This window comes from Methylocaldum sp. GT1BB (genome assembly GCF_051027545.1).
Classification (GTDB): domain Bacteria; phylum Pseudomonadota; class Gammaproteobacteria; order Methylococcales; family Methylococcaceae; genus Methylocaldum.
Map to the genome: position 1 here is coordinate 1,590,883 of NZ_CP194902.1, position 19,892 is coordinate 1,610,774.

Consider the following 19,892-nt stretch of genomic DNA (forward strand, 5'->3'; position numbering starts at 1 on the left):
CGATGCCGGCCACAGCGGAGGCGATCGTGGTGGGCGGTTCCGCCGGGGCGCTGGAAGCGCTCTCGACTCTGCTCGCCGATTTGCCCGACGACTTCACCGTACCCATCGTTATCGTTCTGCATTTGCCGCGGCACAAGCCCAGCGTGCTGCCCGAAGTTGTCGCGGCCAAGGCCGGCCGCCCGGTACGGGAACCACTGGACAAGGAACCGGTCTCAGGTTCGATGATCTATGTTGCTCCGGCCGACTACCACCTGCTGATCGATCGGGAGGTGGTTTTTGCCTTCTCGGTAGACGAGCCGGTAAATTTCAGTTTACCCTCCATCGATGTTCTGTTCGAATCCGCGGCCGATGTCTTCGGCGCGCGGCTGATCGGAGTCCTGCTCTCCGGCGCCAATGCCGACGGTGCGAGCGGTCTCAAGGCCATCGAGGACGCAGGCGGGCTCGCCATCGTCCAGGCTCCGGAAGACGCCTCGATTCCGGTCATGCCGAACGCCGCCATTGCCCTGTGCAAGCATGCCCGCGTGCTGCCGGCCGCGGGCATTCGCGCATATCTGCTCCGGTCGGCGGGGTGCGGTGAAGCAACCGAGCGTAAGGAGAATCATGACCGCTAAACCGAAAATCCTGTTGGTCGATGATCGCGAGGAGAATCTCGTGGCGCTGGCGGGCCTTTTAAGCGGGCATGAGGCCGATCTGCTATGCGCGCGTTCCGGCGAGGAGGCATTGGATCTTCTGCTCGTGCACGAGGTGGCGCTGGCGCTCGTCGACGTGCAGATGCCGGGAATGGACGGGTTCGAGCTGGCCGAATTGATGCGAGGAACCGAGCGCACCCGCGAGGTCCCCATCATTTTCGTCACCGCCGGCATTCACGACCATGCCCGCGTATTCAAGGGTTACGACTCGGGGGCCGTGGATTTCCTGTTCAAGCCGCTGGATCCGCACATCCTGTCGAGCAAAGTCGCCGTCTTCATGCAGCTCTACCGGCAGAAGCAGGAACTGGCGAAACGCGTGCGCGAGCTGGAAGTTGCGCTCGCCGAACGGCAGCGGATCGAGAATGCGCTGAAGGCAGCCGACAGGCGCAAGAACGAATTCCTGGCCATGCTCGGCCATGAACTTCGGAATCCGCTGGCGCCGATCAAGAATGCCGCGCAAATCATGAAAAAAATGAACGTAACGGATCCGAAGCTTCAAACGGTTCAGCAGGTTATCGACCGTCAGACCGGGCATTTGGCTCGCCTGGTAGAGGATCTCCTCGATATCTCTCGGATCGAGCAGGGCAAGATCACCATCCGGAAGGAACCGATCGAGCTCGCAGCGGTAGTCGATCAGGCCTTGGAAAGCACCCGGCCCTTGATTCAGTCGCGTCAGCACGAATTGATCGTTTCGGTCCCGAATGTTCCCATTCGGCTCATGGGGGACGGAGCGCGTCTGGCGCAACTGATCTCCAATCTGCTGAACAACGCCGCCAAATACACGCCCACGGGAGGGACCATTTGGCTGACTGTGACTCGGGAGCGCGAAGAAGCTCTAATCCGAGTAAAGGATAACGGGGAAGGCATGGCGGAATCGCTGTTATCCCATGTTTTCGATATCTTCACTCAGTCCGAGAGAACCCTCGATCGCGCTCAGGGCGGGCTGGGGCTAGGTCTGGCCATCGTCAAGAACCTGGTGGAGTTGCACCAGGGGCGAATCGAGGCCTACAGCGAAGGACCGGGGAAGGGGAGCGAGTTCTCGGTGTGGCTGCCGGTGCTGGCTTGAGACTCTGTGGAACGGTTCACGACGACGACCGTCCAGGCCATCGCGGCGAAGGTTTCGACGAAATCCGGGGGAAGCCCGAAGATCAATTCTGTCTAATCTCGAAACCTTTTTATCGTTTCGGGTTAGCCAGGAGGAACGCGTCATGGCCGATACACCAATCAATCCCGCCTCGGAAAATCAATCCGTCGCCTTGATAACCGGCACGTCCTCGGGCATCGGGCGGGCGGCCGCCCTGGCTCTTAAGGCAGCCGGATTCATGACCGTCGCGACCGCGCGCCGGGTCGCCGATATCGAGGAGTTGAAAGCGAAGGGCTGCGACACGGTTCAGCTCGACGTGACGGACGACGCTTCGATGCAAAATGCCGTAAGAACCGTCGAGAGCGCTCACGGACGCCTCGATGTACTGGTGAACAATGCGGGATACGGGCAGTACGGGCCTGTCGAAGAGGTGCCCATGGATGCCGTGCGGCGGCAATTCGAGGTCAATGTTTTCGGCCTCGTCCGTATGTGCCAGCTGGTACTGCCGGGAATGCGCCGCGCGGGCAGGGGCCGCATCATCAATGTCAGCTCCGTCGCCGGCGAAATCACCCAGCCGGGTGCCGGTTTCTACCATGCGACAAAACACGCGGTGGAGGCGATCAACGAAACCCTACGCATGGAGGCGAGCACCTTCGGCATCGATGTGGTGGACGTCCAGCCAGGACCGGTCGCGACCCGGTTCGCCGAAGCGGCGATCAGCACCATTCCCGACACGGGAGCGGACAGTCCCTACCGAGTGTTCAAACAGAACCTTGCCGAGACCACGCGGGAAATGCTCAGGTTCGGCAGGACGGGGGTGCTGACGGCCCGGGAGGTTGCCGAGGTCATCGTCGAGGCGGCGACAAGCCCGAAGCCGGACACCCGCTATCACGTCGGCGCGCCTTCCAAGCTGATGTCCCTGCTGCACGGCTTGATGCCGGACCGGATCTGGGATGCGGCGGTTTCGCGGATGGTGCCGATGGAACCGAAGTAGCGCGATGCCCGCTCGTGTTTTAGCTCCTCACCCCTTTGAGGGCGGAGTTCGGTAGCGCCGGTCAGTCGCATTCCGGCACCGGCTGGCCGTCGACCACCGTGATCCGTAGACTATAACCCATCAGAGAGATGATCGGCGCATTGCCGCGCCTGTCGGTGAGCTATATCAACCGTTCGAAGGAGAATCGAAAAAGGCGATGTGCAAAAACTCATCCGCGCGCCGGGCCCCGGCTACGAGCCTATCCCAGTAGGCCGTTCGCCCTGAGCCCTTCGACTCCGCTCAGGACAGGCCTGTCGAAGGGTTTTGGGCACCTACTGGGATAGGCTCTAAGTCCACTTCTCCAGCCAGTGCCGTAGGCTGGGTTGAGGAACGAAACCCAGCTCTTTGACATGTGGATTCGCTGGGTTTTTGCTATCGCTGCAACCCAGCCTACGGCCCTACATCCCGGAGTAGCCCATGCTCTCGCCCAAGGAACTCCGCACCGAGATCATCGCCGCCGTCGCCTTCTCCGTCGACGTGCACAAAGCCGTTGAGATCCGCCGCGACCGTCGAATCGAGGCTGACCCACAAGCCGGCCGAGGCACCGCTCACGCGGGAGGAAGGAAACGCCCGCATCCTGACCGAATGGAACGGGCGGAATGTGAAAGAGCTGATGGCCCGGTACGGCCTGAGCCGGTCGGCGGTATATGCCATCGTGGGAAAGTAAAGCGCGGCATTGACGCCATTTCGGTTCCGAGGCTACTCTCGCGCAGCCGCCGCAAGTCCGGCAGGAATATTTCTCAGGTCAGACATCTCTTGAGTTGAATGACCACTATAACCGCCGACACCCACACCCAATCGGTTACCAAGACCGATCTGGAAACCGCCCTGGCCCCCCATTCGCACTGATTTGGCCGTGCTCAAGTGGATGATGGGCGTACTGCTGGCCGGGGTCCTCTCGCTGGTCCTCAAAGCCTTCTTTTAACTCGCCCCTGCGGATCGCCCAGTTTCGATTCCCCCAATCGGGAGCGCTACGCTTTCCGTAAGTGACCGTATCCGCCACGCTAAATATCAAAAAGCCAAAGCCTGCCCCGTTTTTTAAATGACCCGTTTTTCCTTCCAGGCGGGGAGAAGTGCCTGGCAGGCGGGCGTGCGGCGCCGTTGACACCTAATACCGCTCACGCCCATCATGGGAACTCAACAGTGGACAGGGGAGGTTGTTATGGTGCACAAAGTATCTAGGACAAGCACGACTCGGTGTCTCGCAGTCGAAATCAATCTATCGCGACACAATTTGCCGATGTTGAGTCGATCCATAGCGATGTCGCTACTCAGCGCGATAATGACGGTCGGCGCGCGGGTTGCCTGGGCTGAGCCGATCACCTCCCCGGCCTTTCCGGGTAAGTGCGTTGAGGGATCGATTCAGGGAGGATTGTTATCGTTGATGGATTGCAACAGCTCTGCTGCGCAGGATTTTCGGTTCGACCCCGGCACGTCGCGTCTTGTGATGCACCGCTCGGCTCCGCAGTTGTGTTTCGATTTGAATGGCCCTGTTCGAACCGGCATGGGCGTCTCTGTAAGCGTCTGCAATGACAACGCAGCACAGAAGTGGGCTTTCCCGTTTGATAGCCGCTTACGGCCTGTCGGAGTGGACCCCAATAAATGCCTGACCCACGCTACGCGCGTTGGCAAGCCGCCGACGGGCTGGGGTTTAGACGTTGCAGTCGTTGACCCCGGCTGCGAATTTCCAGAAGTGGGAGGCGGCGGATTTTGTTTACCTACTTTCGAATTCTTCTTTGAGATGATGCTCTCGAAGTGTGAGGGTCTAAATGTGCAGCAGTGGAGTCTGCGGCAAGAAGGTATGCCCTTCCCATCCGAAGGCATAGTCACGCGCAAGGTCCACGTCACCGTCAACAATATGAAGATCGATGACTGTCGCGAAGGCGGCGCCTGTGATTGGAAGCTTCACTGTGGCATTGGCAATGAGGCGGATACAGAGTTAGTGGGAATGGTGGAGAAGGATACAGGTGGGACTATCGACGTAAACCGCACACTTATCCACGAGAGCGGACTGCCCGTGACTGTCACTTGCCAGGTCCGCGAGTTCGATCGCGGCATTTTTGATCCCGATGTTTGGGAAGTTGTAGGTACCGTGACCAGGACTTTTGGCGCGGCGGGGCCAGGAACAATGCAAATGGATAATTCTGAAGGCAAGGTCACAATAAACTTCACTATCGAACCGCTGGGCGTTATCCAACAACCATTATCTGCAGAGCAGCTGCAGGCAGTACCCATAAAAATCGACGCTATGCATGCATTGCGCTTGGCTGGGGTCGATTTCAGCGTCCCGGAAGCGGATCTAAGGGATTGGCTTAGCAACCCCAGCTTTACACCTTATCCCGCAATTACCGGAGCGCTGATTAAGATGCTTGGAGGCAAGCAGCTCCGGCGACCGGTGTTTATAGACGTGATTGTCTTTAACTATGAGCATGCGCCGGGCGCTTCCTCGCCACGTAGAATGGCAGACGTTGACTTAGACCTGCTGGCGAAGGCGATAGTTAAAGGTCACAATACGCGCTATGGTGAGGCTGTCAGGGATCTTCAGAACCTGCTTCAATAAGGCGTAACAGAGGGCTAATGACGGGACAATTAGCCCTCGTACAGCGGGTAGCCGTGTTGCCCTGTAAGTTTAATCTCGCTCCCCCATGGTAACGTCCGGCTCTATCGGTCCAGCCCAATCCGCCGGATAGTGGCAACTAATCTGATCCTGAAATTGCGTTGATTGCAGTCTTCTAAAGCTATGGATGCGGTGCAGGCCTTGAGGCTCAGCAGGTAGCAAACAGGTCGGACATGCCGTGCAGCTTGCCCGCTCCTCGGCGGGGAGTGCCGTAGGCTGGGTTGAGGAACGAAACCCAGCTCTTTGACTGACTAACTCCGATCCTGCCAATTCTCCATTCCTGAAAACGCAGTAACTATAACCTGCTTCCAAGGTCTTCCCCACACAGACCAAACTACAGGCTTTGGCTTTCTGAAATTTGGTTCGTGGTTTGTCGCACTGCGCGCGCAGGCGGAGTCGTTAGGCGGAATAGTTTGTTGGGCCGTAGCAAGCGATGCCGCCGGTATTTCAATATAAGCTTCATCCGATCTCGCTGGCGCATATAAGCAACTTCTAGTATGTAAATCGGTGTTGAGAAGAGCCATATGTAGATCTTCCCGAACAACGTTTTCGCGATAGCAGCCAATGGGCTCGCCAGAAAGCCATAAAAAAACAGCAGGCACACAACTACAAAAGCAATCATCAGAGCATACGTGCGAACAACCTGATGCAGTATCAAAACGTCATCATGGCGGATGCTTCTGACCCACAGCAAATCATTTCTTTTAAGGTAACGTAACCAAGACCTCAACTTACCAGGGACTGCAGACAGAACTCTCGGGATACGGGGCAAAATGCCCGCAAGAACTATGAAAAATACGCCTGTAAACCACCAGTCTAGACTGCCTAAGTTTTCCAGAATCTTATCCACTGCTTTTCCTTATCCCGATGTTTGCAATTTTGCCGACCCTAAACCCCTTGTTCGCTTTTGGGCCGGCGGGATCGCTTCGTTGAGAATCTTAAATCGTTGTCATTACTCGCTCGAACTTCCACCCTGCAAGTCCTTCGAAGCCAAAAGATAAATTACTAGGGGAAACTGGAATTGTGAGAGCTATCATCAGCTCGGCGCAGCCGATAAGCATAGTCTTTTTCCCTGCCCTAGCTGCATGATTAAAACAGTCTGGAGCAGGGGGATAGGCTTCCGGAGGGAGTTTGTTCCGAACAACCGGCGGGCCTAACCCTCCTGTCCAAGTCATGAACAGTAAGAACCGGACAGCAAAGCACAGAAGCCTGACGTCCTATATGCACGTGCTCGATTTCCGCCGGCCCAAAATTGACGGCGAGATATCCCGACGCTTTAGTGGCAGGGCTTAGCGCTGCCCCCCGCTGCTTAGTTGAATCCGGCATTCACCGAACTCATCTACCGCTTATTTGTCACGCATGTGAATGCAATGCCCTCACTCTGAAAATCGTCCCATTTGCGGCTGAAATGAGACAGCGGGGTCGTTCCATTCGGCGCATTACGCTAACGCTAATGCGCCCTACGCGGGCTATGTCGATGAGTTTCCTGTTCAGTTCAAGGAGATCGTCGTCCGCCTTGCTTCGTTGCTCTTTGGCCTCAAGCGGGATAATTATCTCCATGTATTTAACCTTCCGGTCCAAGAACGATGTGTACATGGAGGCAAACGAGAAGATCGAGACAACGATCAACGCGAGACCGAAAAGACAAGTGAACTTGTAGATGTTGTCGGTTGGGATAGGGACGCTGGGTGTCATTCTTCGTGATGGTTAACAACTAATCAAAAAATCGATATAGCCTGCGGTTTCAGGGCCGTAGAGCGGAATAGCGTACGCGTGTATTCCGCCAAACGATGCTGGATTGAATTGTTAAACGCGAAGCTACCGGAATTCATAATCAGCGAGGCCTCCCCAGCCTGCGGGATGTGTAACTGTTCGATAAATCCTGCCGTCGGCTTTGATTTCATAGTCTGGCAAGCTAGACCACCCCATGGGATGCGTTACAGTACGATAGATTTTGCTGTCGCTACGGAATTCATAATCCGGGAGTCCGCTTCACCCTTCAGGATGTGAAACTGTTCGGTAAATCTTGCCATCTTGCCTGATTTCATAATCAGCCAAGCCGCTCCAACCGTTGGGGTGGGTAACGGCGCGATAGATTTGTTTCATATTATGCCCTTATATGGAATGTGGAATGCCGCCGGCTCAGTCGAACCAGCCGTTAGGCGAAATGGTTTTGCTGTAAGCCCAACCCATTTTGCATGCGTGTTATGCAGCCTCATCTGGCGGCATCCGGTTGAGCAACTGAAGTTCTTCAACGTCCTGAGTAAAGTCCAAAATAATCTGGATGGGTTCGCCGTCCATATGCCTGTCGTTATAAACATCCATGTCCGTCTTTAGCTGTAAACAATCGCCAACAATTTGTCGGCGTCTCTGGGCAAAAGCACCTTCAAAGTGGGAGCGTGGGGCGTTATCGTCGTCAATATCAGCCCATAGCGTGAGATTTTTTCCATCGGCTTTTTCCTTTCTGGCATGCTTAGCGCGATACCGTCTTCCATATTTATCCGTCCGGTACTCCTCGCGCCAAGCTTTAGCCAATTCATCAGCTAGTTGGTTAACCAAGTCGATTTTTCTCGGCTGCCACAGACCCTTTTTTATGGCCCAAGCAGCCACATCATGCGCAGTAATTGCGGAAGAGGAATAACCGGTTTCCTTCTCATACATGCTAAAAAACCTTTGGAGCTGCTCTTTGTGGCTAGCCATGTCACGAATCTCCTAATCCAACGTCAAAAAATATTAACGGTATGTCCCCACCCATCAGCCATACCAGACTGCGTTACGAAATTCCGTATTTTTACCTGATATTTCTTCAGGAAGTCGTATCTATCCAGTTTCCGTTGAAGCTGGCCAACAACAAGGCCCGGATGAACCTTTAACCTCTGTGCGAACAGCACGACTCGCTGCTCGGAGAAGTAAGGCCGCACCCGCATAATAAAATTGGTCAGCTCCGACTGCGAAACGCAGAATTCAGCTGCGGCTGCGTTCGCAATTCGCTCTTCTGGTGGCACCGAGTCAGCGGTTGACGCCTTTTCGCCTTCTAAGCCGACATCAAAGCATCCCTCTTGTTGTCCATGCTTTTGTAAAACATGCTCGATCTCGTGGCGCAAAACGAACCAGAAATTATCGATCCGGTCATATCGGATCGACATGCCGATTACGGGCGATGACGAGTCCAGCCAAAAACAAACGCCGTCAATATTGGACTTTGGAAAAGCTTCAACAACGACGAACCGAACCCCGCATTCCGCAAGAATGCGGGGCACATGCCTAACTTCTTCTGGATCACCGAGCAGGCGCCCCAATGCCGGAATGGCGTCCTGGAGACGGTGCTCCTGATAGGGAGGGACAATCATTGTTTTAGAAATTTGCCTTACACGGTTGAGCCATGCCAACTGCTCGATAGGCAGGGACTTGTAAGACGTTTTTTTAGCGGCATGTATAAAACTAGGTTCTTCATCGATATGGGATAAATCGAAAAACCTCAAAAATTGTTGTTCCAATACCTCGAGATTTTCCGATGCCGTTATCCATCCACGCTTAATCATTTCCTTGACCGGGAATTTGTCATATAACTTGGCGCGTTTAGATACCTCTTCTTCCTGAATCTTGGCTTTTGATAACTGGTAACTGGTTTCAAGGTTCATCCAATATTGCGCGCTGGTCCCGAAAGCCGCCGCAAGCCCTTTGGCTGTTTCCGGCGTAATAGCTCGTTTGCCGGAAATAATCTCGCTAATAAGGCGCGCAGGTCGCCCAAGAATCTCAGCAAGCTCCACTTGGCTCCAATTCCGCGTCTCCAATTCTTCCCGCAGAAACTCGCCAGGTGGAAACACTTCCGCAGGAATTCTTGTATTCATGATGTCGTCTCCTCAGTGATAGTCTTCAATCCCGATGATATGAATGATCTTTTCTGAGCTTTTCCCCTGGATCTCTATAATTAACCGCCACTGATCATTCAGTCTCATTGAGTGCTGATGGCTTCTATTGCCCTTTAATTTTTCAAGACGAAGAGATTTCAATGCATACAAATCTCGCTCATCTGTGGCGCTACGGATCTGCTGTAACCGTTTTCGGTACATGCTGACTATTGCGCCGGGAAAGCCAGCAACGAACCGAGCATCTGTTTCGAGCCGATCATACAGCTCGTCCGAAAATCGAACGTCCATCCCCTCTTCCTAAACTTGTTTTACATAAGGTTACCACAATTACACATAGTGTAAATATGGTCATTTTGCGTGGATTGACGTGCCTTTGAAGGTCTACGCCGTCAGTGAGCGCCTGGCGCAGGGAGGCCGCGATCATGGCTAAGAAAACGTCCGCGCATTCCCGCCAATGCGCCTCCCGCAAGATTATCCGGTTCCCCGGAACGTCCACCGAATTCGACACGGGGCGATCCGCCGAGCGGGTTGTTTGCGAGGAAAGCCGAGAGCTCATGGAGGAGCTTCAAGAGTTGGTCGAAAGCGGAGACATCGAAGGGCTCGTCGTTGTGGCCACCCTGCGGAACGGCTACGAGCTGACGAAAATGTCGGGCTCGGCGCACACGAAACCCTTCCGGATCGTTCTATAAGCCGGCTGCTGTCGCTGATCGACAAGGTGGTCGGGCCCGTCGCCCACGCTGCCGCTCCCCGGTCCGATGCTCGGCTCGCCGACAAGGGCTTTCTGCCGGAACTCGATTTCAATGAATTGCCACAGGAATAAGCCTCGAACACGAGGCGGAATTCTGCACTTGTATTGTGGAAAGGAATCCATTCGCTGGTCGGCAATTCTTTTCCGACAAATGCGCCCGAATTCGGCATTCGGCGCTTTTCGTATTACTATCCCCCGACAAATAAAACGGCTGTTGTCGCTTATTGGCTGATGAAAACGGGCGAAACGAAATCCGGATTCGATCGGCCTCATCCTTCGGTGGGATAGCTCATGTTGCGTATCAGATTGGCGATGGTTGTCGCCATCTCTCTGTGTTTTGTCTTCGTGCTCGGCTTTACGCTGTACTGGGGGTCTCACAAAATCGCCCTGTATTCGTCCCGCAGCCAGTCGGCTTACGAGGCGTTCGACCGCTATCAGCAGCTCTACCGGGAAGCTTATCGCTATTTTAAGCAACGCATGGATCTGCTCCTGGTCGATCAGCAAGGCACGGCGGCTGATGTCGAGATGTCCCGCCAGCGTCTGCACGATGCGGTAGAACGCCTGCGGAAAGCCGCGGCAACCGACCTGGACGCCGCCAGCGATATCGAGGTCTGGCAGACCCGTCAGAGCGAACTGGACAGCATCGCCCGTCTGAGCGCCTCGCTCGAAGCCGGCATGAATCGGTTCGACCAGGTCGACCGCCTGCGGCAGGAGGGTCGGCGCGAAGCGGCGTTATTGCTGCTGTCGGAAGTTCTGGAGGAAGACATCGACCGCAAATTCGACCCGCTGATCGATGATGCGATCAATCGCGAGCGTGAGCGGGCCCTGGTGGCGAGAGAGCGATTGATGGGGCTGATCGGGCTTTCCAGCTGGATTTCCATCAGCACGGCCATCGTCTCGGTGGTTTTCAGCATCGCCGCGGGCGCCATGCTTTTCAGAAGCATCCGAAGGCCGATCGAGGCCCTGATGCGAGGCACCGACGAAATCGCGGCCGGCAATCTCCCTTATCGCATTCCCATCGATAGCCGGGACGAATTCGGTTATCTCGCCAAGCACTTCAATCAAATGGCGCAAGAGCTGGAAGTCCAGCAGCGGAAGCTCGGCGAGGCGCGCACTGTGCTGGAACAAAAGGTGGCGGAGCGGACGCTCGAGCTGAACCACCTCAACGGCGAGCTGCAACGCATGGATCATGCGCGGAGGCAGTTCTTCGCCGATATCAGTCACGAACTGCGCACCCCGATTACGGTGATCCGCGGCGAGGCCGAAGTGACGCTTCGGGGGAGGAACAAGGATGCCGAGGAGTACAAGGAATCCTTGCAGCGCATTCTCGAACTGTCGCTGCAATTGGGTAAGCTGGTCAACGATCTGTTGTTCCTCGCCAGGGCCGAAACCGCGAACCTACAGTTCGAGTGGGAAACCCTCGATCTCGTCGAACTGGTCGTCAATGCGGCCGAGGATATACGTGTGCTGGCGCAGGAGAAATCGATCGAGGTGACGCTGAACGTAACGGATACGCCGGTGTGGGTCCGCGGCGACAAACAGCGGCTTCGACAGATCATTTTCGTTCTCGGGGACAATGCTTGCCGGTATTCGCATGCCGGCGGCCGGATCATCATCGATCTGGAGGGCGACGGAACGGAAGCGCTTCTGCGCGTCATCGATCACGGCATAGGCATTCCCGCCCAGGACCTCAAGATGATCTTCGACCGTTACTACCGCAGCACGAACGCCCGCCGTTCCAGCGACGACGGCACCGGCCTCGGGCTTCCGGTCGCAAAAGCCATCGTGGCCGCGCACGGCGGGGAGATTTCGGCGGACAGCAGCGAAGAAGCGGGAACGACATTTGCAGTAACATTGCCGCAAGTTGATTTGAAAGACAGCGCTGTCGATGCGAGCGCCGACGATTTCGACTACGTCCGAGAATCGGCCGCATAGCTCGAAGGCCGGCGTTTTGTGGGAACGGGCTTTAGAGCTGATTTCGTCGCGATGTAGCGCCCGAGGCTAGTAGGTCGGCAATCCTTTGCCGACGAAGACGTTTCGATGGGCACGCTACGCTTTGCCCATCCTACCTAGCCCGCGATGGGCAGCCGTTCGGAATCGCGGGCTAGAGCCTGCTCCAACGGAATGCGCAAAATGTCTAATAAAACGCTTTTTTTGGGAGAGGTAACAAGACCTTGGATATTCTGCTGGTGGAAGACGACGAGCGTATCGTCGAATTCGTCAGACGAGGGTTGAAGGCCGAGGGGTATGCGGTGGATGTCGCCCGTACCGGACGGGACGGCATCGCGCTGGGAAACACGGCGGCCTATCGGTTGATCATCCTGGATCGAAAGCTGCCCGATCTTACCGGTCTCGAAGTGTGCGAGCGCCTGCGCGCCGATCACGTCGACACGCCCATACTCATGCTGACGGCCATGGATACGGTGCAGGACAAGGTGACCGGCCTCCGCTCCGGAGCGGACGACTATATGACCAAGCCCTTCTCGTTCGAAGAATTGCTCGCACGCATCGAAGCGCTGATGCGGCGGCGCGGAGTAGGGATCAAGAGCGAGGCCAGGGAACTCCGCATCGCCGATCTGGTGCTGAACCAGGAGACCCATGAGGTTCGGCGCGGCAATCAGGTGATCGATCTGACGCCCAAGGAGTTCGCGCTGCTCGAGAGTTTCATGAAGGCTCCCGGCAAGGTTTTGAGCCGAACGCGGATTCTGGAGCAGGTTTGGGGTTACAGCGCCGATCCCATGACCAATGTGGTCGACGTGTACGTCCGCCAGTTGCGGCGCAAGATCGATGAGAATTACGACCATAAGCTTCTCAAGACGGTTCGGGGTTACGGCTACAAGCTGGACGCCTCGCAGGAATCGGACGCGATCGCCCAGGGTGGCGCAGAGGCCTGAGTAAAGCGCAGGGGACGCTGAAGCACACTCATGTGCGCCCACGCCGATCCGTTGCGGTATTATCTGCATGCCCGAAGTGGGCTTCCGGGGGCGGCGGATTACGAACAATAAATAATTCGGGCAAATCGATTGTTCGAACTCATCACCAGGTGCATCTCATGAATAGGGTTATCCATGGCCTGTCCGCAGGCGAATATCGGGGTGGGGGCTCCCGTGGGGAAGAATCATGTTTTACACGGTTCCTTCTTTTTTTCATCACCCCTTTACGATGGTCGATGGCGGCGCTCGCGATTGCCCTGGGCGGATACCAACACCTGGCACTGGCCGATATTGTTTCGGTTAATCCTTCAGGGCTTGTTTCAGTGCGGGCCGATGCTGGGTCGGTAAGTTTTACTCTCAGCTATGCGCTTGAGCCAAATGATAGTGAACTCGGCGGTAATCTGATTGTCCGCTGGTTTACGCAAAACGGTACAGCGACCGCTCCGGCGGACTACGGCTCAGTGGACAACTCGTACAGTTTTGTCCGCGGAAGCGCATTGCCGCAAACTCAACCCATCACGATTCCCATCGTCAACAATCCAAATCTAACCTCAGACAGGTCGTTTAGGCTGAATTTCGAATGTTTCGATACTTCGATCCAGGAGCCTTGTAGTCCTACCCAGTTCCCGAGTTCCGTCACCATCACCATCACGCCTGTGCCAACCACGCCCACTCCGGCACCGACCCCAACGCCGCTCAGCGAGCTTCCCGGACTCACCGAAAACCAGCGCTCCGTGGCCAATGCCCTGGTAGGGGCCTGTGACGGAGCCACCGGCGAACTGGCCCAGCGCTGTTCGGATCTGTTGGGCTCCGGATTGACCGACGCCGAGAAGATCGCCGCCTTGAGCCTGATCACCCCCGAGCAGGTGGCTTCCCAAACCAGCATGCCGCTGCGCATAGGCACCGGGCGCATGGCCAACCTGAAGCAGCGCTTGACCATGCTGCGGCACGGCGGCGGCGGTCTCGACCTGGCCATGAATATCGACGGCCGAAACATTTCTTACGCCCAGCTCGCGCGTGCGCTCGGGAAGGAATCGGGCGGTGCGGCGGGCGACGGACCGGACGATCCGTTGCGGGACAGTCCCTTCGGGTTTTTCGTGCAGGGCCGGTTCAACGGCGGCGACAGGGACTCTACCGGCGAGGAGCGGGGCTACCGGTTCACGACCGGCGGCCTTACCCTGGGTGCCGATTACCGGCTGACCGATCAGCTGATCCTGGGCCTCGCGTTCGGCTACGACGGCACCTCCGCCGTCTTCAGCCAGGATTCCGGCGCGATGGACACCGATTCCTACCACGGCTCCTTCTACGGCAGTTATTACCTGCCGGCGGATTTCTACGTGGATTGGATAGGAAATTTCACCCGCCACGATTACGACATGAAGCGCAATATCCGCTATACCGGATTTTCGTCGCGGGCGCGCAGCAATCCGGAAGGCAATCAGTACGGCTTCGCCGTCAGTTTCGGCAAGGATTTCGCGATCAGCGAATGGAACCTGAACCCGTACCTCCGCATGGAGTATGCCAAGCTCCAGATCGACGCCTACCAGGAAAAAGGCGGCGGCGGCCTGGGCCTGGCCTTCGGCAGCCAGGACGATCATTCCCTGACCACGGATCTGGGCGCGCAGATAGGCCGGTCGTTCAGCCTGCCTTGGGCGGTGCTGACGCCGTCGATTCGCTTCGAGTGGGAACACCAGTACCAGAATGGTTCGCGCGACCTCCGCGTCCGTTTCGCGGACGCGGCCGCCGGCACCGGCAGCTTCTCCATCTCCAACTCGGCTCCGGACCGCGATTATTTCAATCTGGGCGGATCATTGGCCGCCACCTTGCCCGGCGGCAACGCCGCTTTTCTGCGCTATGAAACCCGGTTAGGCCAGCAGGCCGTGTCCAGTCATATCGTCGAGGCCGGCGTCAGAATTTCGTTTTAGGACATTGTTCGGTCTGGCGTAGCGCCGCCCAGTAGGTCGGGAATCCCTTCCCGACATCATTGTCGGCAAAGGATGGCCGACCTACCAGCTTATTTTGGCCTGCATTCCGGGGGTGTGCGTGCCGAGTTCCCGTTTCACCCCGCCATACTGTGGTGAAAAACGCTCAAGGCATCGCACGAAATTCCGCCGGCCTTGGAAGCCGCTCCGGGACGCGCTCGTCAGAACGTCAGGGTCACCCCCACGTAAGCCGAGCGCCCCATGCCGGGCAGGGCGGTGCCATAGACAAACGGGCGCGCACCGAGATAGGCGCCGCCCAGAGGCAAGTCGTAGTTCTTGTCGAGCAGGTTGTCGAGGCCGGCGTCGATGCGGACATGCTTCCATTCGTAGCCGGTGCGCAGGTTGACCAAAGCGTAGCCGCCCGTCTTGAGTTCGTTCCTGACGTCCGCCACATCGGTTTTGGACGCCACCAATTGGAGTTCGACGGCGTTGTTCCAGCCGCCCCATTGGTGGTCGACGGTCAGTTTGCCGTTGACCGGCATCATGTGATAGAGGTTGTCGCCGGTATCCAGATTTTCGCCGCGGACATAACCCAGCACGCCCCGGCCGGTAAAGCGCCCGAATCGGGTGTCGCCCAGGAGCGCCTTGCCGGAGAAATCGACGCCGTAGAGTTGAGCGTCATGGTTGGCGAACTTGAGGAACACGAAGCCGTCGGTCGCCGCCAGATTGGCCGCCGTGCACGGCGTGCCGGCGGTCACCGGACAGCGGTCCGCGTCGATGTAATCTTCGACATAGGTGTAATAAGGCGTGATCCTGACGTCCCATTCCTGTTGCTGCGCGTCATGCCAACCGAACGTGGCGCTTATGGTATGCGCTACTTCCGGCTCCAGATCCGGGTCGCCGACATAGCCGTTGCCGTCGCCGAACCAGCCGTTCATGTACATGGCCATGCTGCCCAAACCCCAGGCATAACGTTCATAAAGGTTAGGGGAGCGATTCTTGCGCGCGTAGCCCGCTTCGAAATGGCTGGTGTCGTTCGGCGTGTAGCGCACCAGGGCGGTCACGTCGAAGTTGTCGTCGGTACGGTCGCGGCTTCTGGCGTTGAAGGTGCCGGCCGCCCGCTGGTCGGCGCGCTGCATCATCGACGTCGAGGAGTAAGGCTGCACGGTGTCGGCATTCATGCTCACGTGATCGTGGCGCAGTCCGAGCAGCGAACTCCATTCCTCGCTCCAGCGGGCGTCCCATTCGGCAAATGTGCCGATGCGGTCGCGTTCGCCGTTGCGGACGTTCCAGAAGATGTCGGGTTCCATCATCATGCTGCCGGCGACCGGCGGCCACCAGTCGTCCAGTTCGTTGCTATGATATTCGTTGCCGATGCGCAGGGTATCTCGATCCGATAGCGGTATTTCCGCCTTGATCTGGTAACCGAGATTGTTGCCTTTCGTCTTCATGGGCATGTCGCCGGGTCGTTTGTCCTCCAGGAAGTTCATCTCGTGCTCGGTGTGCTCGTAGTAAAACCGGGTTTCCAGATCGCCCCAGCCGAATTTCCCCTTGTACCGGACATTGCCGAAGGTGCTGTCGTTGTCGACCATGTCCATGCGGGCATTGGGAAAGCCCTGGCGCGGAATGTTCTGCTGCCCGGCGTTGACGACGAGCAGATGATCGTCGTTGCCGAGCGCCAGGGTCATCGAGTGGTTCTGGGCCTCGTACTGGCTGGATTTGACCTCGAAGCCGCCGCCCGCCTTGTAGTTGTCGCTCTCGGTGTGGGAACCGGTATAGGACAAGGCCATGTGCTCGCCCGCCGCGTTGAGCGTCACGCTGCCGCCGAAGGCTTCGCCGTTGGTGCGATAGAACGAGGAAATACTGCCCCCGAATATCGCCCCTTCCTCGGCCGTGGCGAAACGGGGAGTGATGGAATCGAGGATGATGGTTCCGCCGAGGCTGTCGCCGCCGAGACTGACCGGCGTGATGCCCGCCACGACCGTCGCCTGTTCCACGTTGCGCAAATCGATATAGGACAGGGGCGGATTCATGTGGTTGGCACAGGCGGAGGTGATTGACATGCCGTTGATCCGTACCTTGACCCGGTCGTCGTTGAGGCCGTGAATCACCGGGAGACTGGATAATCCGCCCGAACCATAGCGGCTGAATCCCGGCACGTCGTCGAAAAGCGCAGAGGTATCGCTGGTGTAAGACTGCTTCCTGGCTATGGTCTTGCCGGTCAGTTCGCTGGTGTTCAGCGACTTGAAATTCGGTGTCCACGATTCGGTCACGAGAATTTTTTCGAGTCGCACGGCATCGCCGCTTTGGCTTTCCGTCTTGTCGGCGGCGAATGCCGAGATCGCGCAGGAAAATGACAGGGCGCCGGTCAGCGCCTTCGTCAATCGTTCGTTAAACACAGTCTTTTTCACGCATAACCTCATCTAAGAGCCTATCCCAGTAGACCCGTTGCCCGCCAAGTAATGATGCCGCAGGCCAAGTGCAGCATGGCAAGATAGGTGTCGGTTCGTTTTTCCCAGCGGATCAAAATCCGGCGGAATCGGTTGAGCCAGCTGTGGGTCCGTTCGACCACCCAGCGCCGCGCCTTGAAACCGGCTTCCTTCTTGATCGCTTCGGCCTCCTCACCGCGCGCTCGAATGTGAGCGGTAAACTGAAAGGCCTTGGCCAAGTCCCTCACCTCGTCATAGTCATAGCCTTTGTCCAGGCACAAGCCTTGCGGCTGCTCCGGCGTGGGTACAGGGCGCGGGACGCCGATGGCCGCCAAGGTGGACCGCGCCAGCTTCAGGTCGTGCCGATTGGCGCCGGCAATCACCACACTCAGCGGCAGGCCCGCGCCATCGGTTAACAGGCTTCGCTTCGCACCTTGTTTGCCCCGGTCGGTCGGATTCGGTCCCGTTTTTTTGAACCCGCCAACGGCGCTTTCGTCATGGCCCCATCCATGGCCAACCACGACCAGTCCAAGCCCTTCAACGCATCATAAGTCAGCAGTCCTTCGCGCCAGAACGCCTGGAACACCCCGGCTTCGGTCCACTCGACAAAGCGGCGATGGGCCGAACTGCTGGAGCAAATCCCGGTGGCGTTCAGCGCATTCCACTGACACCCGGTCCGGAGCACAAACAAGATCGCATTCATCGCCTGTCGGTCCGGCACCCGCGGGTTATGGCACCCGAGCGGATGCGGTTTACGCGGCGGCAAGAGCGGTTCCATCCGTTCCCACAGCTCATCCGGAATGCGCCAGCCATCATCTTTCGTCACCAGTCCCATAAGAGCCCCTCTTGACTCGAAATTTCGGCATTAGAGGTCGCTCATCACGCTTTTGTTCCTACTGGGATAGGCTCTAAGTACACACAAGAGAATCGGACGGCGGGCGCCGACGCGGAGCGTTATGGCAAAGACCGCACCACATTAAAACATTATCGTATTATCAAATGTTTAAGGATTATTTCCCCAATTTTGGCGCTGTAATGTGTGGTAAATGCCTCGCTTTTGTGAGGGATATCGCTCACTTTTGGCGACTTAAGGAAGGCAAGATTTGGTAGATGCTTGAATTTCCGCCACGAGTTACCGCTAAGGCGATGCAGCCCAGAACCAAATCTTGCGGCCGGCACGGGGGCGGATGTGGCAAATACCGCGGTCGGTCGGCGATTCGCCAGAGCGTTGACGAAGCGCTGAAGCGTTTGTCGCAGCAGGGGTGTTCTGCATGGGTTGGAAAGCAGCCTTCATGGCGGGTTCCTGCGCCGAAAAAATATAGACGCGAGTCAGCTGTCGCAGATTGGTATCATTTGCCGACGAAACCGTAGTACCCGGAAGCGTTGCGACGGCGGCAGCCGTTTGCGTTTGAAAGCGATTTCCGATCTACTTTCGTACCCTGCGCGCGAGATGTGCGCCATTCGCCCCGGTGCTCTGTGCTATTTCCCGTGTGCCACCGGGCGTTTTGTCCAGGGCGCACGAACCGAACTCGCCGTGCTCATCAAACCGAGTGCGGCAAATCAATCGTTTAAACCAATGGCACGCTTTCTGTTATCAAAGTCTCGCCGGTGCTGATCCGACCAACCAAGTAAACCGCACATGATCGCGTCGAACCAACCGCTACACCGCTTTTTCAAGGCGCGCCGCCGGATGACTCTGGCCGAGCGCGCGGCCGTACTGGTCATCGTCTCGGTATCGATAGGCGTGGTGATGTCGCTCGTGCGCGGCGACGATTTCGCGGCCGAATGCGCTGTCACCGACGCCAGCCTGGGCGCCATCCGCACGGCGATTCTGGGCGGACGGGCCGGCCTTGGGGGATACCGTGCCGACGTCGGCGAGATCCCGCGCTCGATCCGCGACCTGTTCGACCCGGCGTCATTGCCGCCGCATCTTCGGACCTTCGATCCTGCGAGCGGGCGCGGCTGGCGCGGCCCGTACCTGACGGATGGCGTACGGATCGACGTCCGCAAGGCCCATTGCAGCTTCTCCGACGCGAGCTGCGACAGCGGCCGTTTCATCAACGGTTTGGCCAACGGCGACACGGGCGTTCTCGACGGATTCGGACGCCATGCGCCCGAATGCACGAATTCGGACGCCGAGCGCTATTGCAGAAATCCGATCCTGCTCCAGATCCCCTGCGACGATCTGAACCGCAACGGCGTCTGCGGCGATAGCGATGATATGTGGCTGCCGGGCAATGCACGGCTCGTTTCGGCGGGACCCAACGGGGAATTGGAGACCGCTCTGGCGGACTACAGCGCCGGCCGCCGCGGCGACGACCGGGTGCTGTACCTGCTCATGGGCGATCCGGGCGGCGGCAACCGACCATGCAAATGATGCCGGCCGATTCTCTCCCGATACGGCCGGATGGCACTTTAAGGAATGTTGGCTGAATCGACGGCGGTGGTCGGCTTGCGGTGCGGGGCGATGGTTTTCCGTATCCGCTCGAACGAGTCTCGGAAATCTTCTTCCCCGCTCGTGCATTCGAAATTCTTATGATTTCCATAATAAAAACAAGGCATTGC

15 protein-coding genes and 1 pseudogene are annotated in these 19,892 nt (G+C 57.4%); 10 read left to right on the forward strand and 6 right to left on the reverse strand.

Features of this window, described 5'->3' with window-relative positions; all coding sequences use genetic code 11:
• Nucleotides 1–2: 2 nt before the first annotated feature.
• The 5 genes from ACR2TX_RS08455 (at nucleotide 3) to ACR2TX_RS08475 (ending at nucleotide 5,366) form a co-directional block, all read left to right on the forward strand.
• Entirely contained in the window at nucleotides 3–611 is a 609-nt protein-coding gene (locus ACR2TX_RS08455; RefSeq protein ID WP_086134940.1) for a chemotaxis protein CheB, read from the forward strand.
• Nucleotides 601–1,755 carry a sensor histidine kinase gene (locus ACR2TX_RS08460; protein WP_086134872.1) on the forward strand — a complete coding sequence of 385 codons (1,155 nt, stop codon included), beginning with the start codon at nucleotides 601–603 and terminating at the stop codon, nucleotides 1,753–1,755. The genes ACR2TX_RS08455 and ACR2TX_RS08460 overlap by 11 nt, the downstream gene beginning before the upstream one ends.
• Before the next feature lie 142 nt (nucleotides 1,756–1,897).
• On the forward strand, nucleotides 1,898–2,767 hold the full coding sequence (locus tag ACR2TX_RS08465; RefSeq protein WP_434131798.1) for an SDR family NAD(P)-dependent oxidoreductase: 870 nt from the start codon (nucleotides 1,898–1,900) through the stop codon (nucleotides 2,765–2,767).
• A 529-nt stretch (nucleotides 2,768–3,296) separates the two neighbouring features.
• Nucleotides 3,297–3,473 (forward strand): Mor transcription activator family protein, encoded by a 177-nt coding sequence (locus ACR2TX_RS08470; protein WP_434131800.1) that lies wholly within the window; start codon nucleotides 3,297–3,299, stop codon nucleotides 3,471–3,473.
• A 573-nt stretch (nucleotides 3,474–4,046) separates the two neighbouring features.
• Nucleotides 4,047–5,366, forward strand: coding sequence for an RICIN domain-containing protein (locus ACR2TX_RS08475; protein WP_077728623.1), 1,320 nt, complete (start codon nucleotides 4,047–4,049; stop codon nucleotides 5,364–5,366).
• A gap of 391 nt (nucleotides 5,367–5,757) precedes the next feature.
• Here ACR2TX_RS08475 and ACR2TX_RS08480 read toward each other — a convergent pair whose 3' ends face one another.
• From ACR2TX_RS08480 to ACR2TX_RS08495, 4 genes are all read right to left on the reverse strand, one after another.
• Entirely contained in the window at nucleotides 5,758–6,273 is a 516-nt protein-coding gene (locus ACR2TX_RS08480; protein ID WP_434131802.1) for a hypothetical protein, read from the reverse strand.
• Between the two features lie 1,355 nt (nucleotides 6,274–7,628).
• Nucleotides 7,629–8,123 carry a hypothetical protein gene (locus tag ACR2TX_RS08485; protein ID WP_434131804.1) on the reverse strand — a complete coding sequence of 165 codons (495 nt, stop codon included), beginning with the start codon at nucleotides 8,121–8,123 and terminating at the stop codon, nucleotides 7,629–7,631.
• 23 nt (nucleotides 8,124–8,146) lie between these two features.
• Nucleotides 8,147–9,274 carry a HigA family addiction module antitoxin gene (locus tag ACR2TX_RS08490; protein ID WP_434131806.1) on the reverse strand — a complete coding sequence of 376 codons (1,128 nt, stop codon included), beginning with the start codon at nucleotides 9,272–9,274 and terminating at the stop codon, nucleotides 8,147–8,149.
• 12 nt (nucleotides 9,275–9,286) lie between these two features.
• Nucleotides 9,287–9,583: a type II toxin-antitoxin system RelE/ParE family toxin gene (locus tag ACR2TX_RS08495; RefSeq protein WP_434131808.1), complete on the reverse strand. Its 297-nt coding sequence runs from the start codon at nucleotides 9,581–9,583 to the stop codon at nucleotides 9,287–9,289.
• A 134-nt stretch (nucleotides 9,584–9,717) separates the two neighbouring features.
• Here ACR2TX_RS08495 and ACR2TX_RS08500 point away from each other — a divergent pair, with 134 nt between their 5' ends.
• The 4 genes from ACR2TX_RS08500 to ACR2TX_RS08515 all read left to right on the forward strand — a co-directional run bounded on the left by ACR2TX_RS08500 (nucleotide 9,718) and on the right by ACR2TX_RS08515 (nucleotide 14,901).
• Entirely contained in the window at nucleotides 9,718–9,984 is a 267-nt protein-coding gene (locus tag ACR2TX_RS08500) for a hypothetical protein (RefSeq protein WP_434131810.1), read from the forward strand.
• A 350-nt stretch (nucleotides 9,985–10,334) separates the two neighbouring features.
• Complete coding sequence (locus ACR2TX_RS08505) at nucleotides 10,335–11,978, forward strand: sensor histidine kinase (RefSeq protein WP_077728628.1); 1,644 nt, start codon at nucleotides 10,335–10,337, stop codon at nucleotides 11,976–11,978.
• A 239-nt stretch (nucleotides 11,979–12,217) separates the two neighbouring features.
• On the forward strand, nucleotides 12,218–12,937 hold the full coding sequence (locus ACR2TX_RS08510) for a response regulator transcription factor (protein WP_077728629.1): 720 nt from the start codon (nucleotides 12,218–12,220) through the stop codon (nucleotides 12,935–12,937).
• Between the two features lie 500 nt (nucleotides 12,938–13,437).
• Nucleotides 13,438–14,901, forward strand: coding sequence for an autotransporter outer membrane beta-barrel domain-containing protein (locus tag ACR2TX_RS08515; protein WP_434131812.1), 1,464 nt, complete (start codon nucleotides 13,438–13,440; stop codon nucleotides 14,899–14,901).
• A gap of 218 nt (nucleotides 14,902–15,119) precedes the next feature.
• Here ACR2TX_RS08515 and ACR2TX_RS08520 read toward each other — a convergent pair whose 3' ends face one another.
• Together ACR2TX_RS08520 and ACR2TX_RS08525 are read right to left on the reverse strand one after the other, a co-directional pair.
• Entirely contained in the window at nucleotides 15,120–17,309 is a 2,190-nt protein-coding gene (locus tag ACR2TX_RS08520) for a TonB-dependent receptor plug domain-containing protein (protein ID WP_434131814.1), read from the reverse strand.
• 20 nt (nucleotides 17,310–17,329) lie between these two features.
• Nucleotides 17,330–18,162: pseudogene (locus ACR2TX_RS08525) on the reverse strand (IS5 family transposase).
• Nucleotides 18,163–18,966: 804 nt separating this feature from the next.
• Here ACR2TX_RS08525 and ACR2TX_RS08530 point away from each other — a divergent pair.
• Nucleotides 18,967–19,704, forward strand: coding sequence for a hypothetical protein (locus tag ACR2TX_RS08530; RefSeq protein WP_434131816.1), 738 nt, complete (start codon nucleotides 18,967–18,969; stop codon nucleotides 19,702–19,704).
• Nucleotides 19,705–19,892: the final 188 nt, after the last annotated feature.

What these genes read in the sequence shown, in the direction of transcription:
- ACR2TX_RS08460 (WP_086134872.1), top strand. Translation starts at nt 601, where the DNA reads ATGACCGCTAAACCGAAAATCCTGTTGGTCGATGATCGCGAGGAGAAT.
- ACR2TX_RS08475 (WP_077728623.1), top strand. Translation starts at nt 4,047, where the DNA reads ATGTTGAGTCGATCCATAGCGATGTCGCTACTCAGCGCGATAATGACG.
- ACR2TX_RS08455 (WP_086134940.1), top strand. Translation starts at nt 3, where the DNA reads ATGCCGGCCACAGCGGAGGCGATCGTGGTGGGCGGTTCCGCCGGGGCG.
- ACR2TX_RS08465 (WP_434131798.1), top strand. Translation starts at nt 1,898, where the DNA reads ATGGCCGATACACCAATCAATCCCGCCTCGGAAAATCAATCCGTCGCC.
- ACR2TX_RS08485 (WP_434131804.1), bottom strand. Translation starts at nt 8,123, where the DNA reads ATGGCTAGCCACAAAGAGCAGCTCCAAAGGTTTTTTAGCATGTATGAG.
- ACR2TX_RS08530 (WP_434131816.1), top strand. Translation starts at nt 18,967, where the DNA reads ATGATCGCGTCGAACCAACCGCTACACCGCTTTTTCAAGGCGCGCCGC.
- ACR2TX_RS08490 (WP_434131806.1), bottom strand. Translation starts at nt 9,274, where the DNA reads ATGAATACAAGAATTCCTGCGGAAGTGTTTCCACCTGGCGAGTTTCTG.
- ACR2TX_RS08505 (WP_077728628.1), top strand. Translation starts at nt 10,335, where the DNA reads ATGTTGCGTATCAGATTGGCGATGGTTGTCGCCATCTCTCTGTGTTTT.
- ACR2TX_RS08500 (WP_434131810.1), top strand. Translation starts at nt 9,718, where the DNA reads ATGGCTAAGAAAACGTCCGCGCATTCCCGCCAATGCGCCTCCCGCAAG.
- ACR2TX_RS08495 (WP_434131808.1), bottom strand. Translation starts at nt 9,583, where the DNA reads ATGGACGTTCGATTTTCGGACGAGCTGTATGATCGGCTCGAAACAGAT.